This window comes from Corynebacterium sp. MSK039 (assembly GCF_030232315.1).
Classification (GTDB): Bacteria; Actinomycetota; Actinomycetes; order Mycobacteriales; family Mycobacteriaceae; genus Corynebacterium.
The window spans coordinates 12,863-26,208 of the sequence record NZ_JASPJL010000003.1; the positions used below are offsets into that span (position 1 = coordinate 12,863).

At 66.2% G+C, this 13,346-nt stretch carries 13 protein-coding genes; 6 read left to right on the forward strand and 7 right to left on the reverse strand.

What is annotated here, in order from left to right; translation table 11 throughout:
• Positions 1-64: 64 nt before the first annotated feature.
• The 3 genes from QP997_RS03390 to mshD are packed head-to-tail and all read right to left on the reverse strand — an operon-like array spanning position 65 to position 2,904.
• Entirely contained in the window at positions 65-622 is a 558-nt protein-coding gene (locus tag QP997_RS03390; RefSeq protein ID WP_070760134.1) for a gluconokinase, read from the reverse strand.
• Between the two features lie 58 nt (positions 623-680).
• Positions 681-1,832, reverse strand: coding sequence for a phosphate ABC transporter substrate-binding protein PstS (pstS, locus tag QP997_RS03395; protein ID WP_148812831.1), 1,152 nt, complete (start codon positions 1,830-1,832; stop codon positions 681-683).
• 52 nt (positions 1,833-1,884) lie between these two features.
• On the reverse strand, positions 1,885-2,904 hold the full coding sequence (mshD, locus tag QP997_RS03400) for a mycothiol synthase (protein WP_284846212.1): 1,020 nt from the start codon (positions 2,902-2,904) through the stop codon (positions 1,885-1,887).
• A gap of 148 nt (positions 2,905-3,052) precedes the next feature.
• Here mshD and QP997_RS03405 point away from each other — a divergent pair, with 148 nt between their 5' ends.
• On the forward strand, positions 3,053-3,913 hold the full coding sequence (locus tag QP997_RS03405; RefSeq protein ID WP_284846213.1) for an LmeA family phospholipid-binding protein: 861 nt from the start codon (positions 3,053-3,055) through the stop codon (positions 3,911-3,913).
• 10 nt (positions 3,914-3,923) lie between these two features.
• The gene (locus QP997_RS03410; protein WP_284758560.1) at positions 3,924-4,670 is read left to right on the forward strand and encodes a heme-binding beta-barrel domain-containing protein; all 747 of its coding nucleotides are present in this window, start codon (positions 3,924-3,926) and stop codon (positions 4,668-4,670) included.
• Positions 4,671-4,698: 28 nt separating this feature from the next.
• Here QP997_RS03410 and QP997_RS03415 read toward each other — a convergent pair whose 3' ends face one another.
• Positions 4,699-5,589, reverse strand: a complete 891-nt coding sequence (locus tag QP997_RS03415) for an aminodeoxychorismate lyase (RefSeq protein ID WP_284758559.1) — start codon at positions 5,587-5,589, stop codon at positions 4,699-4,701.
• A 183-nt stretch (positions 5,590-5,772) separates the two neighbouring features.
• Here QP997_RS03415 and ygfZ point away from each other — a divergent pair, with 183 nt between their 5' ends.
• Positions 5,773-6,948: a CAF17-like 4Fe-4S cluster assembly/insertion protein YgfZ gene (ygfZ, locus tag QP997_RS03420; RefSeq protein WP_284846214.1), complete on the forward strand. Its 1,176-nt coding sequence runs from the start codon at positions 5,773-5,775 to the stop codon at positions 6,946-6,948.
• Between the two features lie 217 nt (positions 6,949-7,165).
• Positions 7,166-7,339 (forward strand): DUF3073 domain-containing protein, encoded by a 174-nt coding sequence (locus QP997_RS03425; protein ID WP_012360850.1) that lies wholly within the window; start codon positions 7,166-7,168, stop codon positions 7,337-7,339.
• A 183-nt stretch (positions 7,340-7,522) separates the two neighbouring features.
• On the opposite strand, the gene purM is transcribed toward QP997_RS03425, so the two are convergent.
• The 3 genes from purM to QP997_RS03440 all read right to left on the reverse strand — a co-directional run bounded on the left by purM (position 7,523) and on the right by QP997_RS03440 (position 10,701).
• Entirely contained in the window at positions 7,523-8,590 is a 1,068-nt protein-coding gene (gene purM, locus QP997_RS03430; RefSeq protein ID WP_070760123.1) for a phosphoribosylformylglycinamidine cyclo-ligase, read from the reverse strand.
• 50 nt (positions 8,591-8,640) lie between these two features.
• Positions 8,641-10,191 carry an amidophosphoribosyltransferase gene (gene purF, locus QP997_RS03435; protein ID WP_284846315.1) on the reverse strand — a complete coding sequence of 517 codons (1,551 nt, stop codon included), beginning with the start codon at positions 10,189-10,191 and terminating at the stop codon, positions 8,641-8,643.
• Between the two features lie 75 nt (positions 10,192-10,266).
• Complete coding sequence (locus QP997_RS03440) at positions 10,267-10,701, reverse strand: sterol carrier family protein (protein ID WP_284846215.1); 435 nt, start codon at positions 10,699-10,701, stop codon at positions 10,267-10,269.
• Positions 10,702-10,856: 155 nt separating this feature from the next.
• Between QP997_RS03440 and QP997_RS03445 the strand changes: the two genes are divergently transcribed.
• Both QP997_RS03445 and QP997_RS03450 read left to right on the forward strand, forming a co-directional pair.
• Complete coding sequence (locus QP997_RS03445) at positions 10,857-11,921, forward strand: acyl-CoA thioesterase (protein WP_284846216.1); 1,065 nt, start codon at positions 10,857-10,859, stop codon at positions 11,919-11,921.
• A 49-nt stretch (positions 11,922-11,970) separates the two neighbouring features.
• On the forward strand, positions 11,971-13,281 hold the full coding sequence (locus QP997_RS03450; protein ID WP_284846217.1) for a molybdopterin molybdotransferase MoeA: 1,311 nt from the start codon (positions 11,971-11,973) through the stop codon (positions 13,279-13,281).
• Positions 13,282-13,346 lie beyond the last annotated feature (65 nt).

The window sequence follows — 13,346 nt, forward strand, 5'->3', positions numbered from 1 at the left end:
AGCCGATCAGCAGCATAAAGCGGGGCCTTCGTCGACACGAAGGCCCCGCTTCGTTCTGGGCGTTCTAGGACTCGCTGCCGTAAGCAGTCTCCGCAAACTTGGCGGCTGCCAGGGCATCGTCCACGAGGTCTTCCGGCTTGCGGGTCACGTCCAGCTGGATCCCCAGCTCGTCGGAGTGGAGGCGCTCCAACAGCTCCAGCTGCGCCACCAGAAGCTCCTGCGGCATATCGCGGCCGATGCGGTGGCTCATGCGCTCCGAGAGCACATCGAAGGTGCCGTAGAGGTGCACGAAGAATGTGATACCCTCCGCCTCGTTGAGCACCTCGCGGTGAGCCCGGGTCAGCGCCGGACAAGCAACCACGGTGGAGTCCCCGGCGCGGCCGTGCTCACTCATCCAGTCGCGCACGCTCTCCAGCCAGTTGACGTACTTCGCCTTGCTGGGGACCTCACCGCGATCCAGAATGGCGAGGTTCTCCGCCGGGTGGAGATCATCTGCCTCCAGCACGGGCCGACCCGTGCGCTCCCCGATGATCCGGGCCAGAGTGGTTTTACCGGAACCACTGACCCCCATGATCACGAGGTGAATGGGGTTTTGTGGCTTGTCCTGGGTGGGCTGCGTCATAACCTCAATTATGCCTTAGAACGGCCCAACTCACCCACGGAACCCGCGAGCCGAATCCCTAGGCCCCGATCGCGCCGACTGCCTCTTCCACCTTGGTCTTCATCTCACCGGTCAGCGGGACGTAGCCCTTATCCGCGTAGTCGCCCTGCTGGTTGGCCAGCATCGTGTACAGCACGTTTTTCACCTTGTCGCGGGTCTCCTCCCCATAGCCCTTAGAGCAGACGACCTCGTAGGTGGTCAGCGCCAGCGGGTAGGTGCCCTCCGCAGCATCGGCGAACAGGGAGTCGGCGTCCACGATCATGTTCTTGCCCTTGCCCTGGTACTTCACGCTCTTAAGCGACTCGGTGACGGACGTGGAGGACGGCGCCACCGGGCCAAAGCCGAAGTCGACCTTCGCAGCCTTCAGCTGCGGGGCGGGCTTGGTGAACGGCGTGGCCGTGTAGGTGATGGAACCGTTTTCCGAGGCAGCGTGGTCAGCCACCCCGGCCGAACCGTTCGCGCCGAGGCCCACACCAGTTGGGAAGGACGTCCCCTGCGGCTTCCACGCCCCATCGGTTGCCGCTGCGAGGAAGCGCTGGAAGATCTCGGAGGTGCCGGACTGGTCGCCGCGGTACACCACCTTGATCGGGGTCTTCGGCAGCTTCACTCCCTCGTTAGCCTTCGCGATCCGGGGGTCGTCCCAGGACGTGACGTTGCCTGCGAAGATGCTCGCCACGACGCGGGCGGGCAGGTTGATCTCCTGGTCCACGCCATCCAGCCGGTAGGCCACTGCCACGGGGCTCAACACCATCGGGATGTGCCAGGCGGTGTTGCCCTCGCAGCGCTTCTGGGCATCCTTCGTCGCGCGTTCGCTCAGTGGCACGTCGGTGCTCGCAAAATCCGCCTGTTTGCCAACAAACGCGGCCTTCCCCTTGGCCGAGCCAGTGGCCTGGTATTCCAGCTCAATCCCATCAGGGTGCAGCGCTGGGCCCACCGTGTCCTCGATGAACATCTTTTGGGACGTCGCCCCCGCGCCGCGGACCGTTCCCGAGACGTCCGCCATGGGGTACGGATTTTCTACCGCGGCGGTGGTGGAGTCACCGGATTGCGCCGGCGGGGCGTCACTACCGGAGCAGGCGGTCAAGGCGAGCCCACCGGCCAGCAGGGTGGCCAACGCGGCCGTGGTGCGTCGCGACCCCGGTGCGGCGATCAATGGCTTGTTCTTCAACATCTTCGAGGCAGCCTTTCACTAAGATTCCGCAATAGTTCTGCGGGGCTGGGAATTAATCTAATTCTCCACGATAAACCACATCGGTGTGGACGATCCCGAAGCCCAGTCCCTCGTAGGTCGCTACCGCCGGACCGTTATCGCCCTCGACGTAGAGTTCGACGGTTCCCACGCCTCGGTTCATCAGCTCGCCGATGCCGAGCATCGTGATCGCGGGCCCCAGTCCCTTGCCCCGGGCTTCGTCGGCGAGGCAGACCACATAAACCTCCCCAGCGCGCTCGCCTTCGGGCTTCTCCTGCTCCTCGGTGGGGATTTTCGTCCAGTGGAAGCCAGCACACCGCGGCCCGGCGGCGTCCTCATCCTCCCCGCAGGTCCAGACCATCAGCACGCCGTTGGGATCGAACCACGCAGTATCGCGGGCGCTGCGCAGCTGATCGATATCCCAGCCACCCTGCTCCGGGTGCCAGGCGAAGGCCTCGTTGTTCACGCGGACCCATTCCTCGTCCACGAGCTCCTCTCCGAAGCGCTCGACGGCTTCGGGGTAGGTCAGCACCGTCAGCCCCTGGGATTCGACCTTCGAGGTGGCATCTTCTGCCCCGGCGCGGAACTGCTCGCCGCGGGCGCTTCCTGGGGAGGCGTCGACCGCCATCTTGTGCAGCTCACGAGTGCGGCGGGCATTCGCTGCCTCGGCCATCGCGCGAGCCGGTGCCAAATCCCCGTGCGCCCACGCGTCCAGGGGGCCAGTCAGTCCCAAGTGCTCATTCGCCGCCGCGAGGAGCCCACGGGCGACACCCTGGCGACGCACATCGGGTACCACGGCCAGCTCGGCGGTCGGGTTCTCCCCGCTCACACTGGCGGTCACGGCGCCGTCCAGCGCCAGGATTCCCACCGCACGCTCGTCGGTCAGGGCCACGATGTGCTGGTGCCCGTGGTCCCCATCGATGCCCTTGAGGAAGGCTTCACTCAGCGCAGCCACCCCGTCGGCCTGCTCGACCTCCCGGAGCAGGGTGTGTACCGCGGCGACCACCTCCGGTTGAGCGTGAAGTTGCTCGTAGGCGTGGAAAGTGCAGGTCATAAAACTCGCTCCCGGAAAAATTCTGGTTCATCTCGCTTGGTGTTCTATCCACCCTACGCAAGCACCCAGACATCGGATTTCGCCATCGATACCCCACCACCGCGGATCGGGTATGGCCCGCGCCCGTCGATGCGCCATAATGTTCTTCATGGCAAACCCGCAGATTTCGGCTGATTCCTCCCCAGCACCGCGCCCCCGGCGCCGCCTGTGGAAGGTTCTCGCCGGTCTTCTGGTCGCATCCCTCGCGCTCACGCTCACGGACTCCCTCATCGCCGCCCGCACGGAGGCGAAGATCTCCCAGCAGCTCTACGAGGGCTCACAGCTGCCTAAGCCGCCGGATGTCATGCTCGCGGGCTTCCCCTACGTCACCCAGGCGCTCACCAATGAACTGGAGGCCGTCACTGTCACCGCCAAGGACGTCCCCATCGCCGGATTCGGCGACGTCACCGTCCACTCCTCAGCCCAGTACGTCGACGTCACCGGCTCCCAGATCTTCACCGGCGATATTCACGACGCTCCTGCGCGCAAGGTCTTCCACCGCCTCCAGCTGGGCGTCGTCCCCCTGGGAAAGCTGATGGGCATCCCCGACCTGGACGTCTCGAATAAGGCAGACATCTCCCCGCGCGGCGGGTGGGAAACCGAAGCGATCTTCCGCGGCACCCCGAAGGGCTTCCGTGCCCCCGCGATCGTCGAGATGAAGGTCCGCATCAAGCGCGGCGACGTCTACCTGCGCCCCGTCACCGTCATCGAGGGACCGGTGGACAAGAAGGAAGGCGCGGAGATCGTCCCCGCTGATCAGCTGGACGAGGCGACCGCCGCGGCGCTGATGGACGGCTTCCGGCTCAAGATCGAGAAGGACTCCATCCCCTTCCCCGGGATCCCGATGCGCGTCTACGTGGGAGGAGGCTCGGTGTTCATCGAGGCGGAGGACTACTACACCACCGTCAGCATCGAGGATCTCACCCCTCCGACCCGTCCCCTCACGGAAGAGCAACGGCCCTCCCTATAGAGTGGAGGCCATGAGTTCCGATAAGGCTAATAATCAGTCTCCTGACCAGGGTGCCAACACCCCGGCAGAAAGCACCAACTCCGGCCCGAAGCTGGACGGCAACGAGGCCGTGAACCTCGCCGCCGAGCAGTCGAAGAGCACGGCGGATAAGAACCTGCCAGTCTTCGGCGACCTCCCGATCCCGGAGGACACCGCCAACCTGCGCTTCGGCCCGAACCTGCATGACGGCCTGCTCGCACTCCTGCCGCTGGTCGGCGTGTGGCGTGGCCGAGGCCAGGCTGCGCAGCCGGGCGAGGAGGAGTTCACCTTTGGCCAGCAGCTGAGCATCTTCCACGATGGCGAGAACCGCCTGGGCTTCGAGTCCCGCACTTGGAAGATCAACCCGCCTGCCGCAGAGGGCGCTGAGGCGGAAGGTGACGAGGCTAGCGCTGAGGCTGCGGGCGAGGCCGAGGTCGGCGAGCTGCTGCGCCGCGAGGCCGGCTTCTGGCGCATCGACAACGATGACAACATCGAGCTGCTCATCGCCCACTCCGACGGCATGATCGAGCTGATGTACGGCAAGCCGCTCACCGAGCGCGCCTGGCAGCTGGAGAGCGCTTCCACCCTGGCTACCGAAACCGGCCCGAGCGCCCTGGGCCCCGGCAAGCGTCTCTACGGCCTCATGCCGAATAACGACCTGGGCTGGGTCGACGAGCGCCTCATCGACGGCGAGATGGTGCCGTGGATGTCCGCGCAGCTCAAGCGGGTGCGCGGCTAGCTCTGCGCCTGGCTAGCGCCGTGCCTAGCTAGGCCTGCGCGGTGACGGCCTCCGCGATCAGGGCCTCGAGCTCATCCGCGAAGGCCGGCCGCGGCATTGGCTGGCCGTCGATGGCTGTGACGCGCGCCTGGATCCGCACCGAGGACACCAGCCACACCCCGGCTGCGGTGCGCAGATCCTCATCGGTGAGCTGCTCTTCAGCCACCGGCCAGCCGCGCTCCGCGGCGAGCCGGAACACCGCAGCCTGCGACGTGCCCGGGAGGATCCCCGTGTGGGGGCAGGGGGTCAGCAGCTGTGGTTTACCGCCGCCCTCGGACTCGCGGGCGATGATCACGCTGCTCGTCGGACCTTCCAGAACAGTGCCTTCTTCGCTGAAGAAGATGACGTCGTCGAAGCCTGCCTTCTTCGCTGCGCGTAGTGCTGCCATGTTCGCCGCATAAGAGAGAGTCTTCGCGCCGATCAGCGCCCACGGCGAGCGATCCGAAATATCGAGGCTGAAGCCGCGTTCGGCGGTCATGACGCTGACGCCCTCGCGGCGGGCTTTGAGCTGTGCCTCGCCCACCGGGGTCACCGTGATCCACCCGGTGGGTTCACCGCCCGATTCGCGACCACGCGAGTAGACCCAGCGCAGCGCCGCTTCGTGCTGCTCCGGGTAGACGCGAGCGAACTCGCTGACCGCCAGCTCGGTGGCCGCGGTCCAGCGCTGAATATCCGGCTCCGGCAGCTCCAGCATCGCCGCGCTCGATTGGAAACGGGAGGCGTGGCGGTCCATGTTGCGCACCACGTCCTCGCGCAGGATCAGGGTCTCGAAGACGCCATCTCCGCGGATTGCCGCGAGGTCGTCGGCATAGAGGAACGGCTGCTCAGCGTCCCAAACCCGGGGCTCCGGGGCACCGAGAACATCAATGACAATCGCCATAGCTACTCCTTTGTCGTCAAGCCACCTCAGCAACCGGCTAGCCCCTTCGCGCCGAGGGCAGCACGCGCGGGGCGCGGGGCTCAAGCCGGGACTCACTCCAAGAATATGCCCTGGTCGATGGCCGTGGCGATTCCCTACTAGCATCGGGGTAACTAACGAGCGCAGAAAGGTTGTTTTCCCTTCATGACCACCCCCAGCTCTCCCCTATTGAGCCACGTCCCAGGAGCCAGCGCGACCAATGAGGACAAGACCTACCCCGTCGCCTGGCACTACGGGAACCCCCTTGGTGAGCAGAACGCCGTCGAAGATGGCGCGACCGGCCTCATCGACCGCTTCGACCGTGTCGCCCTGTGGGTCCACGGTGAGGAGGCCAAGACCTGGCTCAACGATCTGATCAGCCAGAAGATCAACGCGATCCAGCCTGGTCAGGCCACCTTTGGTCTCATCCTGGATGTGCAGGGCCACGTGGAATACCAATTCGGGGTCGCTGCCTTGAACGATGGCATCCTGCTGGACGTCGCCGCTGACCAGGCCGAGGGACTGGAGACCTACCTCAGCCGCATGATCTTCTGGGCGGAGGTTGAGGTCGAGCGCCTTGACCTGGTGCAGGTGGCCGTCCTGAAGAAGGCCGGTGCGCAAGAGTCGGCGGAGGATGACCGCGCGGGCAGCGGAGCTACCCCGGATGGAGCGTTTCCGGATGCGCACTCCTGGCGCACCCGAAAACTGGGCGAGGTTGCGGTGACCGACGTGTGGCTGCCGGCTGAGGCACAGATCGGAAGCTGGGACCATGCCACAGGTGACCTCGGCTACGCCCCAACTGGCCTGATGGCCTACACCGCCTGGCGCATCGCCGCGCGCCAACCGGTAGTCGGCGAGGACACGGACGAAAAGACCATCCCCCACGAGGTCCCCTGGTACCTGGGCGAAAATAATCACGGGGCGACCCAGCTGGCACAGGAGAGCGAGGGCCCGACGGCGCATGCGGTGCACCTGAATAAGGGCTGCTACCGCGGGCAGGAGACCGTCTCTCGAGTCCAGAACCTGGGCAAGCCGCCGCGCACTCTGGTGCTGCTCCACCTCGATGGCTCCCGGAATGCGCTCCCGGAGGTTGGCGCGGATCTTACTGCGGGTGGCCGCCGCATCGGCCGGGTGGGCAGTAGCGTGCACGACGCGACCCTGGGACCGGTTGCCCTCGCGCTGGTGCGACGCAATGTGGTGGAAAAGCTGGCGACGGACCCGGCGGCAGTGCCAGCCCTGCAGGCCGGGGAGGTGGACGCCGCGATCGACCCTGCGGACGCGAAGGTGGACGACGCGGAAAAGCCGGGACGCGCAGCTATCAAAAATCTGCGCAACGGCTAATCTTCGCGGATACCGCCGCGCCACCCTACCTGACCTGCGCTTTTGCAATCCATCTCGCATCGTGGCCACGGTTTCCCACGGCGCGGCGCGGGGCGGGGCGGCCCCGGGTTCGGAATTCGCGAAAAAAATTCGCTATGGTGTAGACCAGGAAATGCTTAAACAATAAGAAGGCGACCGTTCCCTCGAGTCGCCATACGATCTCTCAAGGGGGTCAGCCATGGGTCGCGGCCGCGCAAAGGCTAAGCAAGCCAAGGTAGCTCGCCGACTGAAGTACCAGGCTCCGGAAATGGATCTGGAGCGTCTGCAGCGAGAGCTCTCTGGAGCTCCGCAGCAGGACGAGTACTCCGAGCGCGATGACGAGTGGGACGACTGGAGCGACCACCGCTACTAGTCCCCCGCGTCATACGGCCCGAGCCCACGACCTCACAAACCCGGTCGCGCTCGGGCCGTATTTTTTACCCCGCGGCCTCGCCCCACCCCCAGGTGGCAGCGACGCCGCTTTTCGTGTTGGCCCGTGGCTGCCGGCAACGTCCGGCGCCACAGTCTTCCCCCCCCCCTCCCCCCCGAGAGCGGCTTAGCTCTCCGCCGGGTGCTCGCCCTGCAAGGTCGCGCCGCCCTCGCCAGAGCGGACAACGCCCAGGCGCCATGCCTTCATGTGGCGGGCCGCCAGCATAGCGAGCGCGCGGTCAGCGTCCTCCTCGGACACGATGGCGACCATGCCAACACCCATGTTGAAGGTCTTCTCCATCTCCTCCTGGGCCACGCCACCCAGCTCCTGGATCTTCGCGAAGATCGGGCCCGGTACCCAGGTGGAGCGGTGCAGCTCGGCGACCAGACCCTCCGGGATCACGCGGGCCACGTTGGCTGCCAGGCCGCCACCGGTGATGTGGGCAAAGGTGTGGACGTCGCACTCTGCGGCCAGGTCCAGGCAGTCCTTCGCGTAGATGCGGGTCGGCTCGAGCATCTCCTCACCCAGGGTGCGCCCAAACTCCGGCACCTCCTGGTCGAGCGGCAGGCCGGCGTCCTGCAGGAGAACCTTGCGAGCCAGGGAGTAGCCGTTGGAGTGCAGGCCGGAGGACTCCATTGCGATGACCACGTCGCCCGGGCGGACCTTGTCCGGGCCCAGCAGCTTGGCCTCCTCAACCACACCGACGGAGGTGGCGGAGACGTCGTAGTCGTTCTCGCCCATGACACCCGGGTGCTCGGCGGTCTCGCCACCCAGCAGGGCGCAGCCTGCTTCCTCGCAGCCATCGGCGATGCCCTTGACGATCTCGGCAACCTTCTCCGGGATCACCTTGCCGATCGCGATGTAGTCCTGCATGAACAGCGGCTCGGCGCCACAGACGACGAGGTCGTCGACGCACATGGCCACCAGGTCGCGGCCGATGGTGTCGTGCTTATCCATCGCCTGGGCGACGGCCAGCTTGGTGCCCACACCATCGGAGGATGCGGCCAGCAGCGGCTTGTCGTACTCGCCCAGCGCGAACAGCCCGGCGAAGCCGCCGAGTCCGCCGCGGACCTCCGGGCGGGTCGCGCGCTTCGCCAGCGGGGCCAGGAGCTCGACAGCGCGGTCGCCGGCCTCGATATCCACACCAGCGGCGGCGTAGGACGCCCCAGCTTGAGTCTTCTGATCATCACTCATGAGTTTTCTCCTGCTTGTGAAATCCGGCTTCCGCCGAGGGTGTTCAATCGCTAGTTATCTTCGGGGTTGTTGCTTGAGGCATCGCTGCCACCTGCGGCCTGCTCAGCCTCCTCCGCGAGGCGGCGCTGCCGGAGACGAACCTGCTCCGCGTTCGGATTGCCCGTCGGGAGCCCCAGCGGGTACACGCCGTCGAAGCAGGCAGCGCACAGGGTCTCCCGCGGCTGCGCGCTGGTCTCCACCATCGCCTCCGTGGAGACGAAGCCCAGGGAGTCCGCGCCGACTTCTTTCCGCATGGCTTCCACCATGTTGTCTGGGTCCACGTTGTTGGCCAGCAGCTCGTTTGGCGACGGAAAGTCGATGCCGTAGAAGCACGGCCACTTCACCGGCGGGGACGCGATGCGAACGTGCACCTCGGCCGCGCCTGCGTCCCGCAGCATGCGGATGAGGGCACGCTGGGTGTTGCCGCGCACGATGGAGTCGTCCACCACGATTAGGCGCTTGCCCTTGATCACGTGGCGCAGCGGGTTCAGCTTCAGGCGAATACCTAGCTGACGAATGGTCTGGGAGGGCTCGATGAAGGTGCGGCCCACATAGGCGTTCTTCGTCAGCCCCTGGCCGAATGGGATGCCGGAGGCCTGGGCGTACCCCACCGCCGCCGGGGTGCCTGAGTCGGGCACCGGGATGACCAGGTCGCCCTCAGCCGGCCATTCCTCCGCCAGGCGGCGACCGATATCCACGCGGGTCGCGTTCACCGGCTGGCTGTTGATGACCGAGTCCGGGCGCGCGAGGTAGACATACTCGAACACGCAGCCCTTCGGGGTCGGCTCCGCGAACTTGCGGGAGCGGATGCCGTCCTCGTTGATGGCGATGAACTCGCCCGGCTCGACGTCGCGCACGAACTCCGCGCCGACGATGTCCAGGGCCGCGGTCTCGCTGGAGACGACCCAACCGTTGGCGAGCTTGCCGATGCTGAGCGGGCGCACGCCGTGCGGGTCGCGCACCGCGTACAGGCCCTTGCCGTCCGTGAAGGTCAGGCAGTATGCGCCCTTGACCCGCGGGAAGAGCTGGAGCGCAGCCTCCTCCATCGAGGTGTTCTCGTCGATGAGGTCTGCGATGAGGGCGCACATGACGTCCGAGTCGCTCGGCTCATCAGCGGGATCCACGAGGCGCTTTTCCGCGGCCTCGGCCATCAGCTCCAGGTGGTTGGTGAGGTTGCCGTTGTGTCCCAGGGCGACGTCCGTGCCGTCCGAAGCCATGCGGAACATCGGCTGGGCGTTTTCCCAGCGTCCCCCGCCGGCCGTCGCGTAACGGGTGTGACCGATCGCGATGTGTCCCTTCAGGGAGTTAAGGATCTGCTCGTCGAACACCTGGCTGACCAGGCCGAGGTCCTTATAAACGAGGATCTGGTCGCCACTGCCGACGCCGATGCCCGCCGCTTCCTGGCCACGGTGCTGCAGCGCGTACAGCCCGTAGTAGGTCAGCTTCGAGACGTCCTCCCCCGGCGCCCATACCCCGAAGACACCGCACTCCTCGCGCGGAGGCTGCTCCCCGTGATCGTCGTACCCCCGGTCCGCTGGCTGGGCGGGTTGTACCGCATCCACCGACGGTGCCGAGTTGGTCCCATTCAAAGAATTCAGGCCAGTATCTTTTGCCACTATCACGACATTACCAGCCCTTTAATGTCTTCCAAACAGGGGCAAGTGGCGCTCCACCTCCGAAGCACGGGTTCCGGAAAGCTCGACGCTGATCTTGCTCATCGAACTGCCCGCCGCGTCGGTACCCGCTCGTTCTGACATTTCCGTCAACGACGCCATCCCGGCCGCCGCCCGCAGCCAGGCCAACGGGCTGCATTGCACCACATTGGGCGGATTCCCCCGGCGGTGCACCGGGCCGGCCACACACTGCACTGCCACGAAAGGCGGCACCCGAAGCTCCACGGTATTTCCGGGCGCGTCCTGTGCGAGAAGTTCAGCGCTGCGCCGGACCGCATCCGCGAGCGTTTGGCGGGAGGGCACGGGCTGACCTTCCGGATCCGCCACCCAGTCCGCGACGGCGGCCATCGCCTCGGTCGCCGCGGCGGTCAGCTCAAGACCACTTAATTTTCGGCTCATACCCCCACCCTAATGACGCCTGCGGACAAGCCATTTTCGCAACAACGTGAGGCACCCCATCGCGGGCTCTTGAGCTGCGGGAATAACCAGTTTCTCCGGCTTTCTGCGCAACTATTTCGCGACTGTGTCAGTGTTTTATCAGACTGTGCTTTAACATGGCGTTCATGGCTAAAGATGCGACGTCTACAAACACCGATGAGACCTTGACGGCTCAACCAGAAGTGATGAGCACGGAGGGGCCATCGCCGCTCGTCACGCTGCGTTTCCTCGCCTCCCCCACCGACGTGCTGTACGCCGGCGGCATGGGCGTACACGGTGGGCGCGTGCTGGAGTGGATCGATAAGGCGGCCTACGCCTGCGCCGTGGGCTGGTCCCAGTCCTATTGCGTGACCGCCTATGTGGGGCACATCCACTTCACCCGCCCAATCCCTTCCGGCCACCTGGTCGAGGTGCGTTCCCGCATCGCCTACACCGGGCGTTCCTCCATGCACATCGTCAACGAGGTGCTCTCTGCCGACCCGCGCGACGGCCAGTTCACCCGCGCCTGCGACTGCCTCGTGATCTTCGTCGCCATGGACGAGAACCGTCGGTCCAAGGCCGTGCCGAAGTACATCCCGCAGACCGAGGAGGAAAAGCGCGTCGAGGAGGCTGCGCTGTCCCGCATCCAGCTGCGCAAGGCGATCGAGGAGGAGATGCTGCGCCAGTCCTACACGGACGATTCCACGGCGCCGCAGGTTACTTCCCGCTTCCTCGCTAAGCCCACGGACGTCAACTGGGGCGGCGACGTCCACGGTGGTACCGCGATGCAGTGGATCGACGAGGCCGCGACCGCCTGCACCATGCGCTGGTCCGGGGAGCGCACCGTCGCAGTCTACGCCGGTGGTATCCGTTTCTACCGCCCGGTCTCCATCGGTGACCTGATCGAGGTGGACGCCCGCCTGATCCGCACCGACGCCCGTTCCATGTCCGTCTCCGTCCACCTGCGCGCGGGCGACCCCCGCGAGGACACCTCGAACCTGCCGACCGCGATCCACGCTTCCTTCACTTACGTCGCGGTCGACGTCGACGGCCACGCGCTACCAGCCCGCAAGTACGTGCCGCAGACCAACGAGGATAAGCGCCTGGAGCAGCACGCCATGACGTTGCGCGAGCTGCGCTCCACCTACGTGCCGAAGCCGCTGGTCTCCCCGCTGCCGGGTAATACCAAGCTCAGCGACTAGCCCAGTGACAAGCACTACCGCCCACCCCTGCCACGGCACGGGTGGGCATATGCGTTCTATCGAGGAGCACTACCGCTTTACCCAGTCGCTGGCCGACGCCTGGCTGCAGTGGGCGGGTCGTGGAACTGAGACGCTGCCCCTCGCCCAGGCTTTAGGCCGGGTGCTGGCACGCCCGGTGAGCGCCCAGCAGGCCGTTCCCCCGTTTTCTAATTCTGCGATGGATGGTTTCGCCATCCGAGCCTCGGATGTGCCAGCCGACCTTGCAACCAGGGACCTGAGTACGGCCCCGCTGTGCTTTCCCGTCTCCGGCGACGTCTTCGCCGGTGCGGCTCCCGAACTACCGCCGACGGGTCACGCCCAGCGCATCATGACGGGCGCCCCGGTGCCTGAGGATGCCGAGGTGGTAATCATCCCCGTTGAGGCGACGAATATCCCCACCGGCCCGCACCCGTTGCCCGAGTCCATCGAGATCTACGCACTCGACCCAGAGCAAACCCACGTGCGCTGCGCCGGTTCCAATATCCTTCCGGGCGACGCGCTCGCCCCGGCCGGCTGCGAGCTCGACGCCGGGACCGTCGCCGCACTCATCGCGACCGGGGTGGAGGAGGCCGAGGTCCACCCCGCACTGCGCGTCGCGGTGGTCACCACGGGCGACGAGGTCGCGGTGACCAATGACGCCGAGACCGACCACGCTGGGACCGGATCAGCTGAAAGCAGCCTCCCCCGCATCCCGGACTCCAACGGCCCGATGGCCGCCCAGCTCGCCGAGTCCCTGGGCGCCGGGGTCACCGCCAGCATTTTCCAAGTTCGGGACGACGCCGACGCCTTCCGCCACCTTCTGAACGAGCTCGCGGTCAGCCACGACCTCATCGTCACCACCGGCGGTATCTCCGCCGGGGCCTTCGACGTGGTCAAACAAGTCGCGGGTGAGAACAGCACGGACATGTGGTTCGGCCCGCTGAATATGCAGCCAGGCAAACCCCAGGGTGGCGGCCTATGGGCGGGCACTCCCCTGCTCTGCCTACCCGGCAACCCGGTCAGCGTGTGGGTGAGCTTCCACATCTTTGTCGCCCCGCTGCTGTGCCGCATGCGGGGGCTGGCAACCTACGGCACTGCCCTGAACCGCCCACGCGTGCGCGCCCGGGTCCGTGGGCATTTCCCAGCCAGCACGGGGCGCACGCTGCTCTCCCCCGCCCGGGTCGATTACTCCGGCAGTGAGCCAGTGGTGGATGCGTTCAGCGGCCAGCGGTTCGGCTCGCACTTCGTCGCCTCCCTCGTGGGGCTGAATGGCATGGTGGTGATCCCGGCGGGATCCGCGGGCCCCACCGAGGGCGAAGAGGTAGACGTCCTACTGCTCTGACGTCCTACCGCTCCGCGGTAGCAGCCAGAGACGGCGCGCCTACAAGACAAAGATCAGGAAGGAAG